At 64.2% G+C, this 22,341-nt stretch carries 20 protein-coding genes; 15 read left to right on the top strand and 5 right to left on the bottom strand.

Going from position 1 to position 22,341, the window contains the following annotated elements:
• Window positions 1–79 precede the first annotated feature (79 nt).
• Entirely contained in the window at window positions 80–1,084 is a 1,005-nt protein-coding gene (locus APH35_RS07080; protein WP_060514477.1) for an amidohydrolase family protein, read from the top strand.
• A 67-nt stretch (window positions 1,085–1,151) separates the two neighbouring features.
• On the opposite strand, the gene fabB is transcribed toward APH35_RS07080, so the two are convergent.
• The 5 genes from fabB to APH35_RS07055 all read right to left on the bottom strand — a co-directional run bounded on the left by fabB (window position 1,152) and on the right by APH35_RS07055 (window position 8,072).
• Window positions 1,152–2,372, bottom strand: coding sequence for a beta-ketoacyl-ACP synthase I (fabB, locus tag APH35_RS07075; RefSeq protein WP_060514476.1), 1,221 nt, complete (start codon window positions 2,370–2,372; stop codon window positions 1,152–1,154).
• 11 nt (window positions 2,373–2,383) lie between these two features.
• Window positions 2,384–2,899 (bottom strand): 3-hydroxyacyl-[acyl-carrier-protein] dehydratase FabA, encoded by a 516-nt coding sequence (gene fabA, locus APH35_RS07070; RefSeq protein ID WP_012273340.1) that lies wholly within the window; start codon window positions 2,897–2,899, stop codon window positions 2,384–2,386.
• 207 nt (window positions 2,900–3,106) lie between these two features.
• Window positions 3,107–5,038: an ATP-binding protein gene (locus tag APH35_RS07065; RefSeq protein ID WP_060514475.1), complete on the bottom strand. Its 1,932-nt coding sequence runs from the start codon at window positions 5,036–5,038 to the stop codon at window positions 3,107–3,109.
• Window positions 5,035–5,925: a hypothetical protein gene (locus tag APH35_RS07060; protein WP_060514474.1), complete on the bottom strand. Its 891-nt coding sequence runs from the start codon at window positions 5,923–5,925 to the stop codon at window positions 5,035–5,037. The genes APH35_RS07065 and APH35_RS07060 overlap by 4 nt, the downstream gene beginning before the upstream one ends.
• On the bottom strand, window positions 5,925–8,072 hold the full coding sequence (locus APH35_RS07055) for a TonB-dependent receptor plug domain-containing protein (RefSeq protein ID WP_012273337.1): 2,148 nt from the start codon (window positions 8,070–8,072) through the stop codon (window positions 5,925–5,927). Before APH35_RS07055 ends, APH35_RS07060 begins: the two co-directional genes overlap by 1 nt.
• 115 nt (window positions 8,073–8,187) lie before the next feature.
• Between APH35_RS07055 and APH35_RS07050 the strand changes: the two genes are divergently transcribed.
• The 14 genes from APH35_RS07050 to APH35_RS06985 all read left to right on the top strand — a co-directional run bounded on the left by APH35_RS07050 (window position 8,188) and on the right by APH35_RS06985 (window position 22,260).
• Entirely contained in the window at window positions 8,188–9,213 is a 1,026-nt protein-coding gene (locus APH35_RS07050; RefSeq protein ID WP_060493908.1) for an NAD(P)H-dependent glycerol-3-phosphate dehydrogenase, read from the top strand.
• A gap of 36 nt (window positions 9,214–9,249) precedes the next feature.
• A complete protein-coding gene (locus tag APH35_RS07045) occupies window positions 9,250–9,597 on the top strand; it encodes a DUF4389 domain-containing protein (protein ID WP_060514473.1) in 348 nt (115 codons plus the stop codon).
• The gene (gene sixA / locus APH35_RS07040) at window positions 9,594–10,052 is read left to right on the top strand and encodes a phosphohistidine phosphatase SixA (protein WP_060514472.1); all 459 of its coding nucleotides are present in this window, start codon (window positions 9,594–9,596) and stop codon (window positions 10,050–10,052) included. Before APH35_RS07045 ends, sixA begins: the two co-directional genes overlap by 4 nt.
• Window positions 10,053–10,181: 129 nt before the next feature.
• A complete protein-coding gene (locus tag APH35_RS07035; protein WP_041166758.1) occupies window positions 10,182–10,556 on the top strand; it encodes a hypothetical protein in 375 nt (124 codons plus the stop codon).
• Window positions 10,557–10,648: 92 nt separating this feature from the next.
• Window positions 10,649–11,437: an alpha/beta fold hydrolase gene (locus tag APH35_RS07030; RefSeq protein ID WP_012273332.1), complete on the top strand. Its 789-nt coding sequence runs from the start codon at window positions 10,649–10,651 to the stop codon at window positions 11,435–11,437.
• Entirely contained in the window at window positions 11,434–12,288 is an 855-nt protein-coding gene (locus APH35_RS07025; RefSeq protein ID WP_012273331.1) for an alpha/beta hydrolase, read from the top strand. Before APH35_RS07030 ends, APH35_RS07025 begins: the two co-directional genes overlap by 4 nt.
• 109 nt (window positions 12,289–12,397) lie before the next feature.
• On the top strand, window positions 12,398–13,192 hold the full coding sequence (locus APH35_RS07020) for a DUF4892 domain-containing protein (protein ID WP_012273330.1): 795 nt from the start codon (window positions 12,398–12,400) through the stop codon (window positions 13,190–13,192).
• Between the two features lie 12 nt (window positions 13,193–13,204).
• The gene (locus tag APH35_RS07015; RefSeq protein WP_012273329.1) at window positions 13,205–14,257 is read left to right on the top strand and encodes an AI-2E family transporter; all 1,053 of its coding nucleotides are present in this window, start codon (window positions 13,205–13,207) and stop codon (window positions 14,255–14,257) included.
• A gap of 176 nt (window positions 14,258–14,433) precedes the next feature.
• On the top strand, window positions 14,434–14,523 hold the full coding sequence (gene kdpF / locus APH35_RS07010) for a K(+)-transporting ATPase subunit F (protein ID WP_003251485.1): 90 nt from the start codon (window positions 14,434–14,436) through the stop codon (window positions 14,521–14,523).
• 9 nt (window positions 14,524–14,532) lie between these two features.
• A complete protein-coding gene (gene kdpA, locus APH35_RS07005) occupies window positions 14,533–16,227 on the top strand; it encodes a potassium-transporting ATPase subunit KdpA (RefSeq protein WP_012273328.1) in 1,695 nt (564 codons plus the stop codon).
• A gap of 9 nt (window positions 16,228–16,236) precedes the next feature.
• Window positions 16,237–18,291: a potassium-transporting ATPase subunit KdpB gene (kdpB, locus tag APH35_RS07000; protein WP_060514471.1), complete on the top strand. Its 2,055-nt coding sequence runs from the start codon at window positions 16,237–16,239 to the stop codon at window positions 18,289–18,291.
• Between the two features lie 10 nt (window positions 18,292–18,301).
• Window positions 18,302–18,853 (top strand): potassium-transporting ATPase subunit KdpC, encoded by a 552-nt coding sequence (gene kdpC / locus APH35_RS06995; protein ID WP_060514470.1) that lies wholly within the window; start codon window positions 18,302–18,304, stop codon window positions 18,851–18,853.
• A gap of 60 nt (window positions 18,854–18,913) precedes the next feature.
• Window positions 18,914–21,568 (top strand): sensor histidine kinase, encoded by a 2,655-nt coding sequence (locus APH35_RS06990; RefSeq protein WP_060514469.1) that lies wholly within the window; start codon window positions 18,914–18,916, stop codon window positions 21,566–21,568.
• Window positions 21,565–22,260, top strand: a complete 696-nt coding sequence (locus tag APH35_RS06985; RefSeq protein WP_012273324.1) for a response regulator — start codon at window positions 21,565–21,567, stop codon at window positions 22,258–22,260. Before APH35_RS06990 ends, APH35_RS06985 begins: the two co-directional genes overlap by 4 nt.
• The last annotated feature ends 81 nt before the right edge of the window (window positions 22,261–22,341 follow it).

The following is a 22,341-nucleotide window of genomic DNA, read 5'->3' as shown; positions in this document are numbered from 1 at the left end:
AGCGGTTTGCCCGCTTCGGCTGAACCGTCTCGTTTGCCGGCCGGTCTACTGTTTTCGTATTTGTAGAAGGAAGCAGCCCATGATTGCCAGAGCGCTGGCCTGCGTAATGTTGTCTGCCTCGCTTTGCCAGGCGGCACACGCGCGCGACTACCGCTACAGCGACGCCCACCTGCACTACGTCGACTTCTTTCAGGAAAGCGAAGGCATGCCGGCGTTGCTCAAGGCCATGGACGCCGCAGGCATCGAGCAGTCGATGATTTCCGGCATTCCAGTGGCCAAGAAATGGCACGAAGACGAACCCAAGCGCCCACGCTATTACGCCGGTGACGACGCCGATGCCTATTGGTACAGCGCCACCGACACCTATGTGGCAGCGGCCCTGGAGCAGTTGCCGATTGAGCAACGAAAACGCTTTCATCCGTTTTTGACCGGCTTCAACCCGGTGGACAAGAACGCTGTCAGCCACATCGAGCGCATGCTCGAAATGAACCCGGGGTTATGGCAGGGCATTGGCGAGGTGTTCACCCGCCACGATGACCTGACCGCGCTGACCAGTGGCGACACACCGCGCGCCAACAACGAGGCCATGACGCGTATCTACCATCTGGCGGCCGAGCGTGACCTGCCGGTGCTCCTGCATTCCAACATCACCTCCAAGCGCGAGCGCAACCCGCTGTACCTGGCGGAGATTGAAGAGCCACTGCGCAATCACCCGCATACACGGTTCATCTGGGCGCATGCGGGCAGCAGCATGGAGATACACCGGCACCAGACGCAGATGGGTTTTCTGTTGCCGGTGCTCACGCGATTGCTGGAGGACTACCCGAACTTGTATGTCGACCTGTCGTGGAGTGTGCTGCAGCCTTATCTGCTGGATGACAAAGGCGTGCCGCGCAAGGAATGGCTGGCGCTGGTCGAGCGCTATCCAGAGCGGTTCATGCTGGGGTCGGATGTGGTGGGGCGGTTTGGCAGCCTGGGTGAGCAGATGCACGGGTTCAAGCCGTTTCTGGATGCCTTGCCGATAGAGGTGGCCAACAAAGTGGCCCGCGATAACTTTCTGGCTGTACTGCCCAGGCAGAAATAAGTGCGACAGGTTAAAAATAAAAACGCCCCGAACCAGTCGGGGCGTTTTCATTTACCGCAGTAGCGTCTTACTTGCCTTCCCAGCGCTTGAGCACCAGGGTGGCGTTTGTGCCGCCGAAGCCGAAGCTGTTGCTCATGACCGTGTCGATCTTGGCGTTTTCTTCGGTGTTACGCAGGATTGGCAGGTCGGCGACCTCTGGGTCCAGCTCATCGATGTTGGCGGAGCCGGCGATGAAGTTGTTTTCCATCATCAGCAGGCAGTAGATCGCCTCGTGCACGCCGGCGGCGCCCAGCGAGTGGCCCGACAGGCTCTTGGTCGAGCTGATCTTCGGTGCCTTCTCGCCGAACACGGCGCGAACACCTTTGATCTCGGCCACGTCACCGACCGGAGTCGAAGTACCGTGGGTGTTCAGGTAGTCGATCGGGGTGTCGACGGTAGCCAGCGCCTGCTGCATGCAGCGGATGGCACCTTCGCCGCTCGGGGCAACCATGTCATAGCCGTCGGAAGTTGCACCGTAGCCAACGATTTCGGCGTAGATCTTGGCGCCACGGGCCAGGGCGTGTTCCAGCTCCTCGACCACCACCATGCCGCCGCCACCTGCGATGACGAAGCCATCACGGTCGGCGTCATAGGCGCGCGAAGCCAGTTCCGGGGTTTCGTTGCGTTTGGTCGACAGGGCGCCCATGGCATCGAACAGGAACGACTGGCTCCAGTGCTCTTCTTCACCACCACCGGCGAAGACGATGTCTTGCTTGCCCCACTGGATCTGCTCCAGGGCGGTGCCGATGCAGTGTGCCGAAGTGGCGCAGGCCGACGAGATCGAGTAGTTCAGGCCCTTGATCTTGAACGGAGTGGCCAGGCACGCCGAAACGGTGCTGCCCATGGTGCGGGTAACGCGGTACGGGCCGACGCGCTTGACGCCTTTCTCGCGCAGGGTGTCCAGCGCTTCCATCTGGTTCAGGGTCGAGGCGCCGCCGGAGCCAGCCACCAGGCCAGTGCGCGGGTTGGAAACCTGCTCTTCGGTCAGGCCAGCGTCCTTGATCGCGTCCTGCATCGCCAGATAGGCGTAGGCCGCGGCGTGGCCGACGAAGCGGTAGACCTTGCGGTCGATCAGTTCTTCGAGGTTGAGGTCGATGGACCCGGAAACCTGGCTGCGCAGCCCCATTTCCTTGTATTCCGGGTTGAAACGGATACCCGGACGGCTGTTACGCAGGTTTTCGGTGACGGTCTCTTTGTCATTGCCCAGGCACGATACGATGCCCAGACCAGTGATAACGACGCGGCGCATGCGAATAACCCTTAGAAATTGTCAGTGGAGGTGAACACGCCGACCCGCAGGCCTTCGGCAGTGTAGATCTCGCGGCCGTCGACGCTGACCGAGCCATCGGCGATGGCCATGTTCAGCTTGCCCTTCAGGACGCGCTTGATGTGAATGTTGTAGGTGACTTTCTTGGCGCTAGGCAATACCTGGCCAAAGAACTTCACTTCGCCCGAACCCAGCGCGCGGCCACGGCCTGGCAGACCCTGCCAGCCCAGGAAGAAGCCGACCAGCTGCCACATGGCGTCAAGGCCCAGGCAGCCCGGCATGACCGGATCGCCTTCGAAATGGCAGGCGAAGAACCACAGGTCCGGGGTGATATCCAGCTCGGCGACCAATTCACCTTTGCCGTACTTGCCGCCTTCTTCGCTGATATGGGTGATGCGATCGACCATCAGCATGTTCGGCGCGGGCAGTTGCGCATTACCTGGGCCGAACAGCTCACCGCGACTGCAGCGCAGCAGGTCTTCCCGAGTAAAGGCGTGTTGTTTGGTCATGCGAGCTCCTCAATAACCCCCTGTGGCAGGGGATGAATCTTCCCGGCCGGCCCGAAAACCAATGGCTTCGAGACGGCAGCCTACAGGTAGACTATTGCGTTGTGGTGAAAGTCACAGCGCACCTGCCGAAAGAAGTACAGGTGTGCACTGAAACGTCTATTTTCAGGTCCGATGAAGGTCCTGTCCAGTGTTTAAGACTGCCGCACTTTAGCATTTATCGCCAGTCGCGGTTGTCCGACCGGGTAACCAGCGCTGCAGCACCCGCTGCAGTTCGGTGCGGCGCAAGGGTTTGCTCAGGTAGTCGTCCATGCCAGCGGCCATGCAACGCTCGCGGTCGCCCTGCAAGGCGTTGGCGGTCAGGGCGATGATCGGTAGCCCGGCGCCGTTGGGCAACTGACGGATGCGCCGGGTGGCTTCATAGCCGTCCAGGTGCGGCAGGCGGCAATCCATCAGCACGGCGGCGAAGCGCTGCTGGCCAACCAGGTCGACCGCCTCAAGGCCATCCTCGGCCGTGCATACCGCAAGCCCCAGGCTGCGCAGCATGGCCTCGATGACGCTTTGGTTGACCGGGTTGTCCTCTACCAGCAGTACCTGATCATTGTCGGGCACTATCGTTGGCGCAGTGGTGAGCGGCTTCAGTGGGGCGGGGGCAGGGGTGGCGAGGGCCAGTGGCATTTCCAGGGTGAAAGTCGACCCCAGGCCCTCACGGCTTTCACCGCGCAGCTTGCCGCCCATGCGCTCGGCCAAGGTGCGGGCGATCGAAAGCCCCAGCCCGGTGCCGCCATAACGGCGGGAAATCGAGCTGTCGGCCTGCTGGAAAGCGATGAACATCATTTCCAGGCGGTCGCTGTCGATGCCGATGCCGGTGTCGCGCACGCTGCAGGTCAGCCAGATCAGTTGCCGATCGAGTACCTGCCAACGTGCTTCGACCTGTACCTGCCCGCGTTCTGTGAATTTCAGGGCGTTGCCTATCAGGTTCAGCAGGATCTGGCGGATGCGCGTGGGGTCGCCGTTCACCTGCAGTTGCTCGAAGCCGGCCGGCAGTTCCAGGTGCAGGCCCAGGCCGCGCTGCTGGGCGCTGTGCTGGAACGACTGGACACTGCTGGTGATCAACTCGCCGAGATTGAAGTCGATGTGCTCCAGTTGCAGCGCGGCGCGCTCGATACGCGAAAAGTCGAGGATGTCGTTGATGACCTTCAGCAAATGCCCGGTGGACTCGCTGGCCACTGCCGTGTAATCGGCCTGCTCGCTGCTCAGCGGTGTGGTTTCCAGCAACTGCAGCATGCCTAGCACGCCATTCATCGGTGTGCGCAGTTCATGGCTCATCATGGCCAGGAAGTCCGATTTCGCGCGGTTGGCCTGTTCAGCCTCCTCGCGAGCCTGGATCAATTCGGCAATGGCCTGCTTCTGTTCATCGCTGGCCTGTTCCAGGGCGCTGGCCAGGTTGTTGATGTGACGCGCCAGGTGGCCCAGTTCGCTGTCGTCCACCACCGGCAAGGGGGTGTTGTACTCGCCCTGCTGAATGGCCTTGACCGCATGCCCCATGTCGCTGATCGGCTTGGCCAGGCTCAGGGCCAGGCGGCGAGCCAGCAAAAAGGTGAACAGCAGGGCGAACAGTGCAAGGATCCCGGCCTTGATCACGATTTCCTGTTGCCGCTGGCTGAAGGCATCATCGGACATGCCGACTATCACCCGGCCCAGGTAGTCGTCACCAATGGCCGGGGTGGTGGCCTTGCCCTGTTGCAGGAAATCGTTGTCCAGGCGGATCTGTTGCAGGCGGATGGGCGCCTGGAACACTTCTACCTGTTGTGCGCGGTTGGCGCTTTCGTCGGACTGCTCCACGTACACGAGGATGTGGTTGCGGCTGTCCTGCACTTCCAGAAAACGCACATGCGGGATGCTGAGGGTGGCGCGCATCAGCCCTTCAAGTACTTCGTTGTTGCCCGAAATCACCCCGTACTCCGACGCCGGTGCCAACTGGTTGGCGATCAGTTGCCCGGTGTGGTTGAGTTCCTGGCGCAGGTCCTGGATACGCACGAAGGTAAAGAAGCTGATCAACAGCAAGGTCAGCAGCAGGGCAGGGCCGAGGCTGATGATCTGGGTGCGGGTATGAATGTCCCAGCTCAAGCGCTTGGTCATGGGGTGGGGTCTCCTGCGGCCAGGGCCTTGGCGGCGGCGTTCGGATCGATCGGTTCAAGGCCCAGGGCGCGGGCCACCTGCTGGTTGCCACTGACGCCATAGCGTGTCGGGTACAGGCTGCGCGGCCAGCGCGCAGGCGGCTGATCGAGCAACTGGTCGAGCTCCGCCAGCCAGTCGTCCTGATCGCTGTAGGTGCTGGCCAGGGCGCCGGCGCGAACAAAACCGGCGTTCGGCCCGATCAGGGCCATCTGTCGACCGTAGCTGCTCAGCAGCAGGTTCTTCGCGGTCTTGGAGTTGTACAGGTTGGGGTCGTCCAGGCCCAGCAGCACATCGCTGCTACCCAGCAGATGCTGCAGCGGCCGGCTGTCACGCGGGTCGGACCAGTCCTGGGCGATGATCTCCAGGCCCAAGGGGCGTGCGGCATGGCGCAATTCGTCGAGCAGGAAACTGCTGTGCTCACCGTACAACACCCCAATGCGCTGGGCCTGCGGCAGCAGGTAGCGCGCCAGGCGCAATTGCCGGCCCAGCGGCGCGTCACTCCACAGCAAGGTGAGAAACGCGGGGCGCGACTTTCCCAGGCGCTGTTCAGCCTGTACCCGGCTGACCCGCATGGCCAGGGCCGGTGGGCCGGCGGTTTCGCCCAGCCGCCACTCCAGTGCGGAGCTGTCGAGCAGGATCAAACGCTGGTCGGCTTTGAGCTTGCTCGGGCGCGGCAGGTCGGCGGTGGTCTGGAAACGAACATGGTCGTGGGGCCGGCGGCTTTCCAGCGCGGCGACGAAACTGCGGATACCGGGCTGGTCCTCAGCCCCCACCAGCAGGATTTCACTGGCCGACAGTGGCCCCAGCGGCCACAGGCACAGCAGCAACAGGCGCAGCAACAGGGCCATCAGAACTCCAGCTCCGCGCTGACGCTCAGGCGGTGGCGGCTGTCGAAGCGGTTCTGGACTGCCGTGGTTGGCTCATCGTCCAGGCGCTGCTGCCACAGCGCTGCCAGCTCCAGGTTGCTGCCATCCACTCGAAAGCGCTTGGCCAGGCGTAGGTCCAGGCGTTCATAGCGGTACTGGTTGAGAGCATCGTCGCCGTAGTAGAACAGTGCACTCGACCAGCCGGCACCCCATTCGCGCATCCACCCGGCCGAGCCGCTGTTGTGGGCGCTGAGGCGGCGGTCGTCGGGGTTGCTGGCCCAGGCATCGACGTAGGCGTAGGTCAGGCGCAGGCGGTCGCGCAGGGTCGGGCGCCAATCCAATTGTGCCTCGCTGCCGCTGAACCGGGCCTTGTTGGCGTTGCTGGCGATGTACTGGTTGTTCTTCAGCGGTTCACTGATCATGCCGGTGATCTCGTCGTAGAACAGCTTCACATCCATGTTCAAGCCAATGTCGCTGAAAAAGCCGTTGTAGCCCAGCTCGCGCGAGCGCATGCGTTCCTGGTCGAGGTCGCCGGGGCCACGGGTCTTGACGAAGTATTCACCGTGCTGCTGGCCGAACGCGTTGGTGCTGAGGTTCTTGACCGTGTAGCTCCAGTTGACGTTGTTCTCGAACATGTCGGGCGAGCGCACTGCCTCGGAATACACCGCACGCAGGCCATGGCGTGGGGTGATCAGGTAGTTGACCGCGACACGTGGCGTCAGCGAGCTGCCAGACAGGCGCGAGTCTTCGAACATGGCCCCGCCCTGAAGGATCCAGTGCTCGTCGGCGCGCCACTCCAGCTGGCCGAACAGGCGCCAGGTCTGGTCGTCGAGGCTGCCGTTGAAGTAGGTCTGCGAGTCGGCACGGTCATAGCGGTAGTTCATGCCACTGAGCAGGCGAAGGCTGTCGGTCAGGCTCAGGGTATCCTGGATCTCCAGGTCGTAGCGGGTTTCGCGGGTGCTCTGGTCGACATCGCCGCAGACCGGCTGGTTGCCGCCGGCCTTCCATTGCTCCTGCACTTTGTTCGAGAGGGCACTCAACACCGGGTCGCTGGTCGTTGGCAGGTCGCCCAGGGCGACACCGCGCGCTACTTTTTCGGCAAAGTCGGGGTTCATTTGCCAGAGCTGGGTCAGTTCGGCGCTGAACGATTCCAAGGCATCACAGGCGCGCCATACCTGCTGGCGATCGAAATGCTGCGCCGAACCCTGAATATAGAGGCTGTGCTCGGAGCTGAAATCCTTGGTCCAGCGCAACGAGCCGGCATAGTCCTTGGCATTGACGTCTGCGTTGTTGCCTGCCTCGTACTTGGCGAACACCGGCTGATAGGTATAAGGCCGCTGGTTGCTACCTTCCTTTGCCGCCAGTTGCCATTCCAGGGTCTGGTCAACCGCCAGGTTGTGGCTGGCACTGAGGTTGAAGCGGGTCAGGCGGCGGCTGTCGCGGTAGTCCTGGCCGAACTGGTTTTCATCGAAGCCGTCGTCTTGCTGGCCCGACACCGACAGGCGCATGTCACCGCCGTCCCAGCCAAAGCCGTGGCTGGCGTAGAAATCGTTGATGCCATCCTGGCCGCGGGTCACCTTCAGCCGCGTGCCATGGCTGTCGGCGGGGTTGCGGGTGAGGATGTTCACCACCGCCATCAGGGCGTTGGCGCCGTAGCTGACGGTGTTTGGGCCGCGGAACACCTCGATGCGCTCGATATCCTCCATGGCCAGGGGAATGTCGCTCCAGTCAACCGTGGCCAGGCCTGCGCGGTACACCGAGCGGCCATCGATCAAAACCTGCATGCGGCGTGCGTCGTTGACGTTGCTGCCGTGGTAGTTGACCGTGGGCTGGTTGCCGGCACCGTAGCCGATCATCATGCCGGGTACCAGGCGCAGCAGCTCAGGGATGTCACGGGCACCGCTGGCGCGGATCAGCTCGCTGTCGAGGACCGTCATGCTGCCCGGGACCGCCGCCGGGGATTGTTTCAGGCGTGTGGCGGTCAGAACCTGTGGCAGGTCGGACGTGTCGATGAACAGGTCGTCGGCCACGGCTGGGCCACCGAGCAGGGCAGTCAGTATGAGCAGGCGCGGGTACGGGGGCGTGCCAGGGAACACGGAGCAGCCTTGTATCAGAGTTGAAACAGGCATGGTAACTGACCTTGGCGTATTTGCCAGTGATCTGGGTTACCTGTACTGGTTCTGTAGCAGGCGAGCCGTATAATGGCGGGGTCGCCACTTAACTTTTGGCTTTAACGGATTGGATATGACTGAACAGCAACCTGTTGCAGTTCTGGGAGGCGGCAGCTTCGGCACCGCCGTGGCGAACCTGCTGGCGGAAAACGGTGTACCAGTGCGCCAATGGATGCGCGACCCGGCGCAGGCCGAGGCCATGCGCGTCAATCGCGAGAATCCGCGCTACCTCAAGGGCATCCGCCTGCACGATGGCGTCGAACCGGTCAACGACCTGCTCGCTACCCTGCAGGCCAGCGAGTTGGTCTTCGTGGCCCTGCCATCGAGCGCGTTGCGCAGCGTGCTGGCACCGCATGCCGAGTTGCTGCGCGGCAAGGGCCTGGTCAGCCTGACCAAAGGCATCGAAGCGCAAAGCTTCAAACTGATGAGCCAGATACTTGAAGAAATCGCCCCCCAGGCGCGTATTGGCGTGTTGTCGGGGCCCAACCTGGCGCGCGAGATCGCCGAACACGCACTGACTGCCACAGTGGTGGCCAGTGAAGACGAAAAGCTGTGCCAGCAGGTGCAGGCCGTGCTGCACGGGCGTACCTTCCGCGTCTACGCCAGTGCCGACCGTTTTGGCGTCGAACTGGGCGGGGCGCTGAAGAACGTCTACGCGATCATTGCCGGCATGGCCGTGGCCTTGGGGATGGGCGAGAACACCAAGAGCATGCTGATTACCCGGGCCTTGGCTGAAATGACGCGCTTTGCTGTCAGCCAAGGTGCCAACCCCATGACCTTCCTCGGCCTGGCCGGTGTCGGTGACCTGATCGTCACCTGCTCCTCGCCCAAGAGCCGCAACTATCAGGTTGGCTACGCGCTGGGCGAGGGGCACAGCCTGGAAGAGGCGGTCAACCGCCTGGGCGAAGTGGCCGAAGGGGTCAACACGCTCAAGGTGCTCAAGGCCAAGGCTCAGGAAGTGCAGGTGTACATGCCGCTGGTGGCTGGCCTGCATGCCATTCTGTTCGAAGGGCGCACCTTGAACCAAGTGATCGAGCACCTGATGCGTGCCGAGCCCAAAACCGATGTCGACTTCATTTCCATCAGCGGTTTCAACTGAGCCCTTGGTGGCTCTGACACAAGCAAGGAGCAACACATGAACGATACGCCCGAACGCGCCCAGCGCGAGTCGATCATCCTGCGGGTCCTGTGGATGCTGGTGTTCCTGGTGGTCTGGCAACTGGCCGAACTGCTGCTGGGTGGCCTGGTGCTGGTCCAGCTGATCTACCGTCTGGTGTACGGCGCGCCCAGTGCCAGCCTGATGAACTTCGGCGATAGCTTGAGCCAGTACCTGGCGCAAATCGGCCGTTTTGGCAGCTTCCACAGCGACCAGAAGCCCTGGCCGTTCGCGGACTGGCCGGCCCCGCGTGCGCCCGAAGGTGAAGCCGCCCATGCCGTGGCCCCGGCCCCACACCCGGTGCGTGACGAGGAACCCAAGCTGTGAAACTGTGGGTGCTGCGCCACGGGGAAGCGGAGCCACGGGCCAATACCGATGCCGAGCGCCGGCTGACCGCCCATGGCCGCGAGCAGGTGCTGCACAGCGCCGCTCGCCTGCTGGGGCAACCGTTGCAGGCCATCATCGCCAGCCCTTACGTGCGCGCACAGCAGACGGCGGTGCTGGTGCATGACACCCTGGGCTTCGCCGAGCCGGTGCGCACCGTGCCTTGGCTGACGCCCGAGAGTGATGTGCAGCAGGTCATCGGCGAGCTCGAACGCCTGGGGCTTGAGCATGTACTGCTGGTCAGCCACCAGCCGTTGGTGGGCACCTTGGTCGGAGTGCTGGAGCATGGTCACAAGCAGCAGCCGGCAGCCATGAGCACTGCCAGCCTGGCGGAGCTGGAAGGGGATTGGCCACTGGCAGGGCTCATGACGCTTCGGGTGATCAGCTCACCGGGTTGAGCTTGGTGTTGCACGGTGGCCCTGGCCATCAAGAAGGCAACTGGTATTTTTGCCAGTTGCCGCGCTTTATGGCCTCTTGCTAGCGTTGCTCAAAGTCAATCAGGCAGGGAGCAGCGAATGAGCGGTGTGATGCGGGAGCTATTGAGCTCCCTGGACCTGCAACCCACCATAGACCAGGTTGATCAGGGTACTTCGCTGGATTTCGCGCAATACAGCCTGCTGCGCGAATCGGCCGACGCCAAGCTTTACCACCTGATGCACACGGTAAACGGCAACCTCGAACTGGAACCTGCTGTCAGGCAGCAAAGCGAGCTGGACCTGCGCGCCCTGCAGGACGCCTGCATACGTGTCTCCCACCTGTTGCAAACCAGTTGCCTGGCCTTGCGCCGGCTGCAACTGGACTATCACGACCAGCGCCTGGCCCGCGAAGCGCTGGAGAGCCAACTGGCCTACATGCAAGCCTGCCTGCGCCGTTCGCTGAGCAGCTTCGACCGCTCGGCATGACCTGATAGCCCTCGCCGATGACCTTTACGGACATTGCCGAACCGCACCGGGATGCCGACAATAGGCCATCACTCCCGTGCGGACCTGGCGCCATGTCGCAGCAGATCTTCTTCGCCCATGCCAATGGTTTCCCCTCGGCCACCTACGGCAAGCTGTTCGCAGCGCTGGCGCCGGACTATCAGGTGCAGCACCTGGCCCAGCACGCGCATGATCCGCGTTTTCCGGTGGACGAAAACTGGCAAAGCCTGGTCGATGAGCTGTTGCATCACCTGGCGCAACAGGATCAGCCCATCTGGGGCGTCGGCCATTCGCTGGGTGGGGTGCTGCACCTGCACGCCGCCTTGCGCTGCCCCGAGTACTACCGTGGGGTGGTGATGCTCGATTCCCCCGTGCTCACCCGTGCCGACCAGTGGCTGCTGCGCACTGCCAAGCGCTTGGGCTTCATCGACCGAATCACCCCCGCCGGGCGCACCTTGGGGCGCCGCGAAACCTTCAAGGACCGTGACAGCGCCCGGGACTATTTCGCCCGCAAGTCACTGTTCCGCCATTTCGATCCCGACTGCCTCGACGCTTATGTAGAGCACGGCCTGCAGGCCGTGGAGCAGGGCCTGCAGTTGCGCTTCGACCCGGCTACGGAAATCAGCATCTACCGCAGCATCCCTCATACCAGCCCGGCCCCCGCACGGCAGTTGCAGGTGCCGCTGGCCATGGTGCGTGGCGACCGTAGCAATGTCATTCGCCGCCACCATACCCTGGCAGTGCGCGGCATGCTCAAAGGTGAATACCACAGCGTACCGGGTGGGCACATGTTCCCGCTGGAGCGCCCGGCCGACACCGCCAGCCTGATCAAGGGGCTGTTTGACCGCTGGAGCCAGGCATGAGCGCACAGGTCGAGGAAATCCGCCTGAGCCTGGGCCATATCGAACTGGCTGCGCACTTGTTCGGCCCTGAAGACGGGCTGCCAGTGATTGCCTTGCATGGCTGGTTGGACAACGCCAATAGCTTCGCCCGCCTGGCGCCGCGACTGAAAGGGCTGCGCATCGTCGCCCTGGACCTGGCCGGGCACGGTTACTCGGAGCACCGCCCGCTTGGCGCCGGTTACGCCCTGGCCGACTATGCCCATGATGTGCTGCGCGTTGCCGAGCAGTTGGGTTGGCAGCGTTTCGCCCTGCTGGGCCATTCGCTTGGCGCAATCATTTCGGTACAACTGGCCGGTGCCTTGCCCGACCGGGTCAGCCACCTGGCGTTGATCGACGGTGTCATCCCCCCGACCGGCGCCGAGCAGGATGCAGGCGAGCGCTTGGGGATGGCACTGCAGGCCCAGTTGCGGCTGGATGGCAAGCGCAAGTCGGTGTACGCGACACTGGAGGATGGTGTGCATGCTCGGATGAAAGGCATGGTCGCGGTCAGCCGTGAGGCGGCCGAGCTGCTGGCCCAGCGTGGCCTTATGCCGGTGCCCGGTGGCTACAGCTGGCGTAGCGACAGCCGCCTAACACTGCCATCACCGGTGCGCCTGAGTGAAGCACAGGCCATGGCCCATGTGCGTCGGGTGAGCTGCCCGGCGCAGTTGCTGGTGGCTGCCGACGGCATGCTGGCGCGCCACACGGCGCTACTGGAGCAGCTACCCTTTGAGCAGGTGACGCTGCCCGGCGGCCATCACCTGCACCTGAACGATGAGCAGGGCGCGGCCCTTGTCGCAGACTGTATCAATCGCTTCTTTGGCTTTGCTTGACTTGCACCGGACAAGTGTCGAGGCTTGGCGGGTTGAACAGGGAGACAACCATGCAACTGCCAGACATCCTGGAGCTTCTTTCCGGCGCTAAGCGCCGCCTGGTTCGCCAATGAGCGCGCCTGTTGCCATCCGTAACGCCATCACCGCCTGCCTGGCGTTCGCCAGCCCCCTATTGTGGGCCGGCGGCTTGCCGGTACCGCAGGACGCCAAGGTTGTCGACCAGCGTCCGGCCGTGGAGCAGGAGCGCGTCTACCCGATGGGCCCGCTACGCAAGATCAGTGGTCGCCTGCGGGTCGACGACAAGGTCGAGAGCCGTGGCCAAGTCAGCTCGGTGACCTACGAGTTGCCCGTCGAGCGTACTGCCCGCGAAGCCTTCACCAGTGCCCGCGAAGAACTGCAGCGCGACGGTGGCTACCCATTGTTCTGGTGCCAGGGGCGCGATTGCGGTGAGGCTAGCCTGTGGGCCAACGACGTGTTCGCCAATGCCCGCCTCAACGGTGGCGACGAGCAGCAGGCGTTCATCCTGCTACGCCGCTCCGCGGACGAGGCCGACACCCTGGTTGCGCTGTACAGCGTTACCCGTGGCAACCGCCGTGCCTACCTGCATGTGGAAGAGTTCGTCGCCGGCAGCCCGCTGGGCGAGCTGCTGCCTACCGCCGCCACGGTGCTGCGCGAAATGCGCGACACCGGCAAGCTCGACTACCCTGACCTTGCTGCGCCGCAAGACACCTGGGTGAACCTGCTGGCCCGCAGCCTGAACCTCGACAGCACCTTGCGCGCCAGCCTCAGCGGCGCCCAGGCCGAAGCCTGGCGCGAGGCGCTGATCAAGGCCGGGGTGCGCAATGGCCGTCTTGAAGTCGGCAGTGCGCCTACAGACGGCCTGCACCTTGAACTGATCCGTTGAACGAGCGCCACCATGGTTAACAATGATCGCCTGCTGGTCCAGATTCTGCTGCTGGCGTTGCTGGGTGCCGGCCTTTGGGTGATGGCGCCCTTCATTTCGGCGTTGCTGTGGGGGGCCATCCTGGCCTTTGCCAGTTGGCCGTTGATGCGCCTGCTGACGCGCTTGCTGGGCGGACGTGAGACGCTGGCGGCCAGCCTGCTGACCACGGCCTGGATCCTGATCGTGGCACTGCCGTTGGTGTGGCTAGGGTTCAACCTGGCCGATCATATTCGCGATGCCACGGCGTTTGTACGTGACGTGCAGGTCGACGGCTTGCCCGAAGCGCCGGCCTGGCTGGGAGGCATTCCGTTCGTCGGTGAGCGCCTGGTCAACTGGTGGCAATCGCTCGACCAACAGGGCGCGGCCTTGCTCGCTTCGGCCAAGCCATACTTCGGGCAGGTGGGCAACTGGTTGCTGGCGCGCAGCGCACAGATCGGCAGCGGTGTGCTGGAACTGACCCTGAGCCTGGTGTTCGTGTTCTTCTTCTACCGCGACGGGCCACGCCTGGCGGCCTTCGTATTGCGCTTGCTGCACCGGCTGATGGGCGAGCGTGCCGAGTATTACCTGCAACTGGTTGCCGGCACCGTGCAGCGGGTGGTCAACGGGGTGATCGGCACGGCGGCCGCACAGGGCCTGCTGGCGCTCATCGGCTTCCTGATCGCCGGGGTGCCCGGGGCGATCGTGCTGGGCCTGGTGACCTTCATGCTCAGCCTGATCCCCATGGGCCCGCCACTGGCCTGGATCCCGGCCACCGGTTGGCTGGTGTGGAAGGGCGAGTACGGCATGGCGGTGTTCCTGGGTATCTGGGGTACCTTCGTCATCAGCGGCGTGGACAACGTGCTCAAGCCCTACCTGATCAGCCGTGGCGGCAACCTGCCGCTGGTGATCGTGTTGCTGGGCGTGTTCGGTGGCTTGCTTGCCTTTGGCTTCATTGGCTTGTTCATCGGGCCGACCTTGCTGGCGGTCGGTTACAGCCTGCTGCTGGACTGGAGCCGTAACGCCGCACAGCAGCCACCCCAGCAGTAAGCTTGTACCGGCCCCTTCGTGGATAACCCCGCGAAGAGGCCGGTACAGGTAGCCCAAAGAAGCTGATCTTTACGCATTCTTTATACCCACCCTTACCCCTCGATCTCGCCCCTTTACACCCCTCCCACGGACAATTTCCCCAAAGCGGCCCAAGCCGCATACGGGGAGAACGACACATGAACATGCTCGACGGGCTGTCACTGCTGCTGGCGGTGGCATTGGCGTTTTACCTGCTGGTGGCGCTGCTGCGCGCCGATCGCAGCTAGGGAGCGGCCATGCACAGTTACGATTTCGCCTTGCTCCTGGCATTCTTCGCCATCGTGCTGCTACCGGCACCTTGGCTCGGGCGGTTCTACTTCAAGGTCATGGAAGGCCAGCGTACCTGGCTTTCGCCGCTGCTGGGCCCGGTCGAACAGGTCTGTTATCGGCTGGCGGGTGTGAACGCCAGCCAGGAGCAGAACTGGCGGCAGTACACCCTGGCCCTGCTGGTGTTCAACCTGGCCGGCTTCCTGCTGTTGTTCGCCGTGCTGCTGTTGCAGGGCTACCTGCCATTGAACCCGCAGCACCTGCCTGGCCAGGAATGGTCGTTGGCGTTCAACACCGCAGTCAGCTTCGTCACCAACACCAACTGGCAAGCCTACAGCGGTGAGGCGTCGGTCAGCTACTTGAGCCAGATGCTTGGCCTGACCGTGCAGAACTTCGTCAGTGCTGCCACCGGCCTGGCCGTGCTGGTTGCCTTGTGCCGTGGTATTGCCCGGCGCAGCGCAACGACGCTGGGCAATTTCTGGGTCGACATGACCCGCGCTACCCTGTACGGCTTGCTGCCGCTGTGCCTGCTGTTGGCGCTGTTGCTGGTATGGCAGGGCGTGCCACAGACCTTTGCCGATTACGCCCACGCGCTGACCTTGCAAGGTGCTGACCAGACCATTCCGTTGGGCCCTGCCGCCAGCCAGATCGCCATCAAGCAACTGGGCACCAATGGTGGCGGCTTCTTCGGTGTCAACTCGGCGCACCCCTTCGAGAACCCCACGGCCTGGAGCAACCTGTTCGAAGTGGCGTCGATCATCCTCATTCCGGTGGCCTTGGTGTTCACCTTCGGCCATTACGTGAAGGACCTGCGCCAAAGCCGTGCCATCCTCGCCTGCATGCTGGCGCTGTTTCTGATCGGCGGCGGCACGGCGCTGTGGTCCGAGCACCAACCCAACCCGGCGCTGGAAAGCGCCCAGGTGCAGCAGGCAGCACCCATGGAGGGTAAGGAAAGCCGCTTCGGCACCACCGGTTCGGTGTTGTGGACGGTAACCACCACCGCTGCCTCCAACGGCTCGGTCAACGCCATGCATGACAGCCTCAACCCGCTGACCGGCATGGTGGCCATGGTCAACATGATGGTTGGCGAGGTGATTTTCGGCGGTGTTGGCGCCGGGTTGTACGGCATGCTGCTGTTTGTGCTGATTGCAGTGTTTCTGGCCGGGCTGATGATTGGCCGTACCCCGGAGTACCTGGGCAAGAAGCTGCAGGCCCGTGAGGTGCAGTTGCTGGTGGCAACCCTGCTGGTGATGCCGGTCGGCGTGCTGGTGCTCGGCGCCATCGCCGCCAGCCTGCCTGGCCCTGCGGGGGCGGTCAGCAACCCAGGCGCGCATGGCTTCAGCCAGCTGCTGTATGCCTACACCTCGGGCACCGCCAACAACGGCTCGGCCTTCGCCGGCTTTGCTGCCAACACGGTGTACCACAACCTGATGATCGGCCTGGCCATGCTCATCGGCCGCTTTGGCTACATCCTGCCAATCCTGGCTTTGGCCGGCAGCCTGGCGGCGAAAAAAAGCGCGCCGCAGGGGCAGAACAGCTTCCCCACCCACGGCCCGCTGTTCACCGGCCTGCTGCTGGTGACCATCCTGCTGGTCGGTGGCCTGACCTTCCTGCCGACCCTGGCCCTTGGGCCAATCGCCGAACACCTGAGCCTGGGTTTTTGAGGACCGATCATGAACATGCCCATTCCTGAAGTGAACACCCGGCACAGTGCCAAGGACCAGACCCGCTTCGCCGCGCTATGGCGCCCGGCGCTGGTGCAGGCATTCGTCAAGCTCGACCCGCGCCAGCTAAAACGTTCGCCGGTGATGCTGGTGGTGGCCCTGACTGCGGTGCTGACCACCGTGCTGTGCTTCGCCCCCGGTGGTGGCGTGAGTACTGGCGTTGCCGTGCAGATCGCCCTGTGGTTGTGGTTTACCGTGCTGTTCGCCAACTTCGCCGAAGCCCTCGCCGAAGGCCGGGGCAAGGCCCGCGCTGACAGCCTCAAGGCTGGCAGCCAAGGCCTGACCGCTCAGCGACGCCAGCGTGATGGCAGCTTTGAGACGGTCGCTGCCAGCGCGCTGCGCAAGGACGACGTGGTACGTGTGGTAGCCGGCGAGATGATCCCCGGTGACGGCGAAGTGTTTGAAGGCATCGCGGCCGTCAACGAGGCCGCCATTACCGGCGAGTCCGCGCCCGTGATCCGCGAATCCGGCGGCGACCGCTCGGCGGTGACCGGCAATACGCGGCTGGTCTCCGACTGGCTGCTGATTCGCATCACCAGCAACCCGGGCGAGTCGACCCTGGACCGCATGATCGCCCTGGTCGAAGGCGCCAAGCGGCAGAAGACCCCGAACGAAATCGCCCTCGACATCCTGCTGATCGGCCTGACCCTGATCTTCCTGATCGTGGTGGTGACCTTGCAGCCGTTCGCTCACTTCGTGGGTGGCAGCCTGCCGCTGATCTTCCTGGCCGCGCTGCTGGTGACGCTGATCCCCACCACCATCGGCGGCCTGCTATCGGCCATCGGCATCGCCGGCATGGACCGGCTGGTGCGGCTGAACGTCATCGCCCGCTCGGGCCGCGCGGTCGAGGCGGCCGGTGACGTGCACACGCTGATGCTCGACAAGACCGGCACCATCACCTTCGGCAACCGCCGCTGCAGCGCATTGCATGCTGCACCGGGCATTACCGCCCGCGAGCTGGGGGAGGGCGCTTTGCTGGCCTCGCTGGCCGACGACACTGCCGAAGGCAAGTCGATTGTCGAATACCTGCGCCAGTTGCATGACTTTGTCGAACCGCCTGCCGGGCAGTTCGAAGCCGTGGCCTTCAGTGCCGAGACCCGCCTGTCGGGCATCGACTTCCAGCAGCATCGCTACCGCAAGGGCGCCGTCGATGCGGTGCTGGCATTCGTTGGCATGCAACGCCTGGAAATGCCCCCGGCGCTGGCCCGCGAAGTGGAGCGCATCGCCCAAAGCGGCGGTACGCCATTGCTGGTGTGCATCGATAAACGCCTGCTGGGTGTCATTCACCTCAAGGACGTGGTCAAGCCTGGTATCCGCGAGCGCTTCGCCGAGCTGCGCAAGCTGGGCATTCGCACGGTGATGGTGACAGGCGACAACCCGCTGACCGCCGCAGCCATCGCCGCCGAAGCGGGGGTGGATGATGTGTTGGCCGAGGCCACGCCCGAGAAGAAGCTGGCGCGCATTCGCCAGGAGCAGAATGACGGCCGCCTGGTGGCCATGTGCGGTGACGGCGCCAACGACGCCCCGGCACTGGCCCAGGCTGATGTCGGCATGGCCATGAACGATGGCACCCAGGCCGCGCGTGAGGCGGCGAACATGGTCGACCTGGACAGCGACCCGACCAAGCTGCTGGACGTGGTGCAGGTTGGCAAGGAGTTGCTGGTCACCCGTGGTGCGTTGACCACGTTCTCCATTGCCAACGACGTGGCCAAGTACTTCGCCATCCTACCGGCGCTGTTCGCTGCCATTTACCCACAGCTGGGCGTGCTCAACCTGATGCACCTGGCCAGCCCGCAGAGCGCGATCCTGTCGGCCATCGTGTTCAACGCACTGATCATCATCGTGCTGATTCCACTGGCGCTGCGAGGTGTGCGGGTGCAGGCCGCCAGTGCGGCGCACCTGCTGCGGCGCAACCTGCTGGTCTACGGGCTGGGCGGCATCGTGGTGCCGTTTGCCGGCATCAAGCTGATCGACCTGCTGCTCAATGCACTGAACCTGGTCTGAGGAGGCCGCCATGAATGCTTATGTTCGCCCGGCGTTGAGCTTGGCTTTGTTGATGACGTTGCTGACTGGCGTGCTGTATCCGCTGGCGGTGACGGGTGTTGCCCAGGTCGCCTTCCCGAACCAGGCCAACGGTAGCCTGGTGCGCGATGAGCATGGCCAGGTGCGGGGGTCGGCACTGATCGCCCAGGATTTCCAGGGCGATGGCTGGTTCCATTCGCGGCCTTCGGCAGGTGCTTACGCTACCGTCGCCAGCAGCGCCAGCAACTTGTCGCCAAGCAACCCGGCGCTGGCTGAGCGGGTGAAGGGCGATGCGGCTACGTTGTTCCAGGCACAGCAGGTGCCCGTGCCGCAGGCGCTGCTCACCACCTCGGGCAGCGGCCTTGATCCACACCTGCCGCCGGAGGCTGTGGCCTACCAGATCCCGCGTGTGGCGGCGGCACGGCAGCTGCCGGTGGAGCGCTTGCAAGCCTTGCAGGAAGAGGCCACCCTCCACCCATTGATCGGCCCGCCGGTGGTCAATGTGCTGGCGTTGAACCAGAAGATCGAGCAACTGAGCCACTGATAATTGGGCCGCTTTGCGGCCCGGTTTTGGTCGACTGTGGCAAATCCTGAAGGATGAAACATGAGTGATTCCGCCCGCGCAGACGCGCTGTTGGCTAACCTTGCGCGAACCGGCCGGGGCCGGCTGAAGGTGTTCCTTGGCGCCGCCCCCGGTGTCGGCAAGACGTTCGCCATGCTCCAGGCCGCACACGCCCAGCAGCGTCAGGGCGTGCAAGTGCTGGCTGGCGTTGTCGAAACCCACGGCCGCGCCGAAACCGAAGCGCTGCTTGCCGGCCTTCAGCAACAGCCCTTGCTGCGCAGCCAGTACCGTGGCGTCACCCTTGAGGAAATGGACCTCGACGGCCTGCTCCAAGCCTCACCGGCCTTGGCCCTGGTCGACGAACTGGCCCACACCAACGCCCCCGGCAGCCGCCACGCCAAGCGCTGGCAGGACGTGCAGGAGTTGCTGGCCGCCGGTATCGACGTGTACACCACGGTCAACGTCCAGCACCTGGAAAGCCTCAACGACAAGGTGCGCGACATTACGGGCGTGCAAGTGCGCGAAACGCTGCCGGACTGGGTGCTGCAGGAAGCCTTCGAGTTGGTGCTGATCGACCTGCCCCCGCGCGAGCTGCTCGAACGCCTGCGCGAAGGCAAGGTGTATGTGCCCGAGCAAGCGCGTGCGGCCATCGACGCGTACTTCTCGCAAACCAACCTTACCGCCCTGCGCGAACTGGCCATGCAGACCGCCGCTGCTCAGGTCGACGCTGACCTGGCCCACGGCTATCGCCAGCGCGGCCAGGAAGCCCCGGCCTTGCGCGGGCGGTTGCTGGTAGGCGTGGACGGCGATGACCAGGCCGAACGCCTGGTGCGTCATGCCAGCCGTGTGGCTCAGCGCCGCCACCTGCCCTGGAGCCTGGTGCATGTGGACAACGGCCGCCTGCGTGACGAAACCGCGCGGCATCGTTTGCAGGCCGCGCAGCAACTGGCCGAACGTCTGGGTGGGGAGGTGGTGCTGCTGCGTGCTGGCGAAGTGGCGCGCACGTTGATCCAGCATGCTGCCGAGCGGCGGGCCAGTCTGGTGCTGGTCGGGCAGTCCCGCGACCGCCTGCGTCGGCGGCTGTTCGGGGCCGGTGTGGCGGCGCGGCTGCTGCGTGAAAGCCATGGCCTGGAAATCAACGTGCTGGACCGCGACGTGCAGCCGCCAGCGCCGCGTTCGGCGGTGCGGCGGGTATGGGTGTGGCGCCATTACCTGCTGGCGCTGCTGGCCACCGTGATGGCGGCGGGCCTGGCCTGGGCAGTGTCGAGTGTGCTGGCGTTGCCCAACATCTCTCTGGTGTTCCTGGCGGCGGTGCTGCTGGTGGCGGTGCGCAGCAGCCTGGGGCCTGCATTGGCCTGCGCCGCGCTGTCGTTCCTGACGTACGATTTTCTGTTCATCCCGCCCAACTTCTCGTTCAGCATCCAGCGCGAAGAAGACGTGCTGACCTTGGTGTTTTTCCTGCTGATGGCCGCGCTCACCGGCAACCTGGCCGCGCGCCAGCGCCGCCAGCTGCAGGCATTGCGCGAGACCCAGGCGCAGACTGGCCAGTTGCTCGACCTGTCGCGTCGGCTGACGGTGGCCACCGATCGCCAAGCCGTGTTCAACGCCGCTGGCCAACATCTGGACGGTTGGCAGGACATGCAGGTGTGCCTGCTGGAGCGCAACGCCGAAGGCCAACTGCAAGTGGCCAGCGGCGAAGCCCACGCCTTCAGTGACACCGAACGGGCCGCCGCCGATTGGGCCTGGCAGCATGGCCAGGCCGCTGGCCACGGCAGCGACACCCTGCCCAATGGCCGCTGGTGGTGGTGGCCGCTGGCGGTGGACGAACAACCTCTGGCGCTGCTGGGCGTGCGCCCGCGCAACGGGCAGCCACCCAGCGACCCACGCCGGCGCCTGCTCACCGCCCTTGGCCAGCCACTGGCCCAGGCCCTGGCCCGCGCTCGCCTGGCCGAACAACTGGAAGCCGCGCGTCTGCACGGCGAAACCGAGCAACTGCGCAGCGCCTTGCTGGCCTCGGTATCCCATGACTTGCGTACACCGTTGACCGCCATGCGTGGCAGCATCGACAGCCTGCTGGCGTTGGGCGAGGCAATCCCGGCTGAAGACCGCCGCGAGCTGTTGGAAGGCACCCGTAACGAGGCCGAACGCCTTGACCGCTACATCCAGAACCTACTGGACATGACCCGCCTGGGCCACGGTGGCCTCAAGCTGGCCCGCGACTGGGTAGCCCCGGCGGACATCGTCGGTAGCGCGCTTAACCGCCTGCGCGTGGTGCTGGCACCGCTGCGGGTGCACACCGACGTACCGGCCGAGCTGCCGTTGCTGTTCGTACATGCGGCGCTGATCGAACAGGCGCTGGTCAACGTGCTGGAAAACGCCGCACGCTTCTCCCCGACCCAGGGTCGCCTAGAGCTGCAGGTGGCCGTGCAGGATGACCAGTTGCGCTTTATCGTCCGCGATCAGGGCCCCGGCATTCCCGTCGCCGACCGCGAGAAGATCTTCGACATGTTCTACACCGCTGCTCGGGGCGACCGGGGCGGGCAGGGCACCGGGCTGGGCCTGGCGATCTGTCAGGGCATGATCGGCGCACATGGCGGGCAGATTCTGGTGGGCGAAGGCATCGATGGCCAGGGCACCGGCATCACTCTATGCTTGCCGCTACCTCCTCAACCTGAAGCCGAAAGCGAAACCCCATGAGCCAGTCCGCCACGCTGTTGGTCATCGACGATGAACCGCAGATCCGCAAGTTCCTGCGCATCAGCCTGGCTTCGCAAGGCTACAAAGTGCTCGAAGCTGCTACCGGCGAGGAAGGGCTGGCCCAGGCAGCTTTGGGCAAGCCGGACCTGGTGGTGCTCGACCTTGGGCTGCCGGACATGGACGGCCAGCAGGTGCTGCGTGAGCTGCGCGAGTGGAGCGCGGTGCCGGTGATGGTGTTGTCGGTGCGTGCCAGTGAAGTGCAAAAGGTGGATGCGCTGGACGGCGGCGCCAATGACTATGTGACCAAGCCGTTCGGCATCCAGGAGTTTCTCGCGCGGGTACGGGCCTTGCTGCGCCAGGTGCCACAGGCCGGCGGCTCGGAGGTGGCGGCGAGCTTTGGGCCGCTGACCGTGGACTTCGCCTTTCGCCGGGTGACTATTGACGGTGTGGAAGTGGCGTTGACGCGCAAGGAGTATGCCTTGCTGGCGCTGTTGGCCGGGCACCCTGGGCGGGTGATCACCCAGCAGCAACTGCTCAAGGATATCTGGGGGCCGACGCATGTGGAGGACACTCATTACTTGCGGATCGTCGTAGGGCATTTACGGCAGAAGCTGGGGGATGACCCCACGGCGCCAAGGTTTATCATCACCGAAGCGGGAGTGGGGTACAGGTTGGTGGCGCCGACCGCATAAACCGAAATTATGCGGACAGTGCCAATTCAGGGCGCTGTTCTCGACTCCAGGGCCAAGGAGCGTCGGCTTCCTAACGAGTTG

It is taken from the genome of Pseudomonas sp. NBRC 111132 (assembly GCF_001320565.1).
Lineage (GTDB): Bacteria > Pseudomonadota > Gammaproteobacteria > Pseudomonadales > Pseudomonadaceae > Aquipseudomonas > Aquipseudomonas putida_P.
Note: the sequence above shows the minus strand (reverse complement) of the source record. Positions and strands in the feature narration are given on the sequence as shown.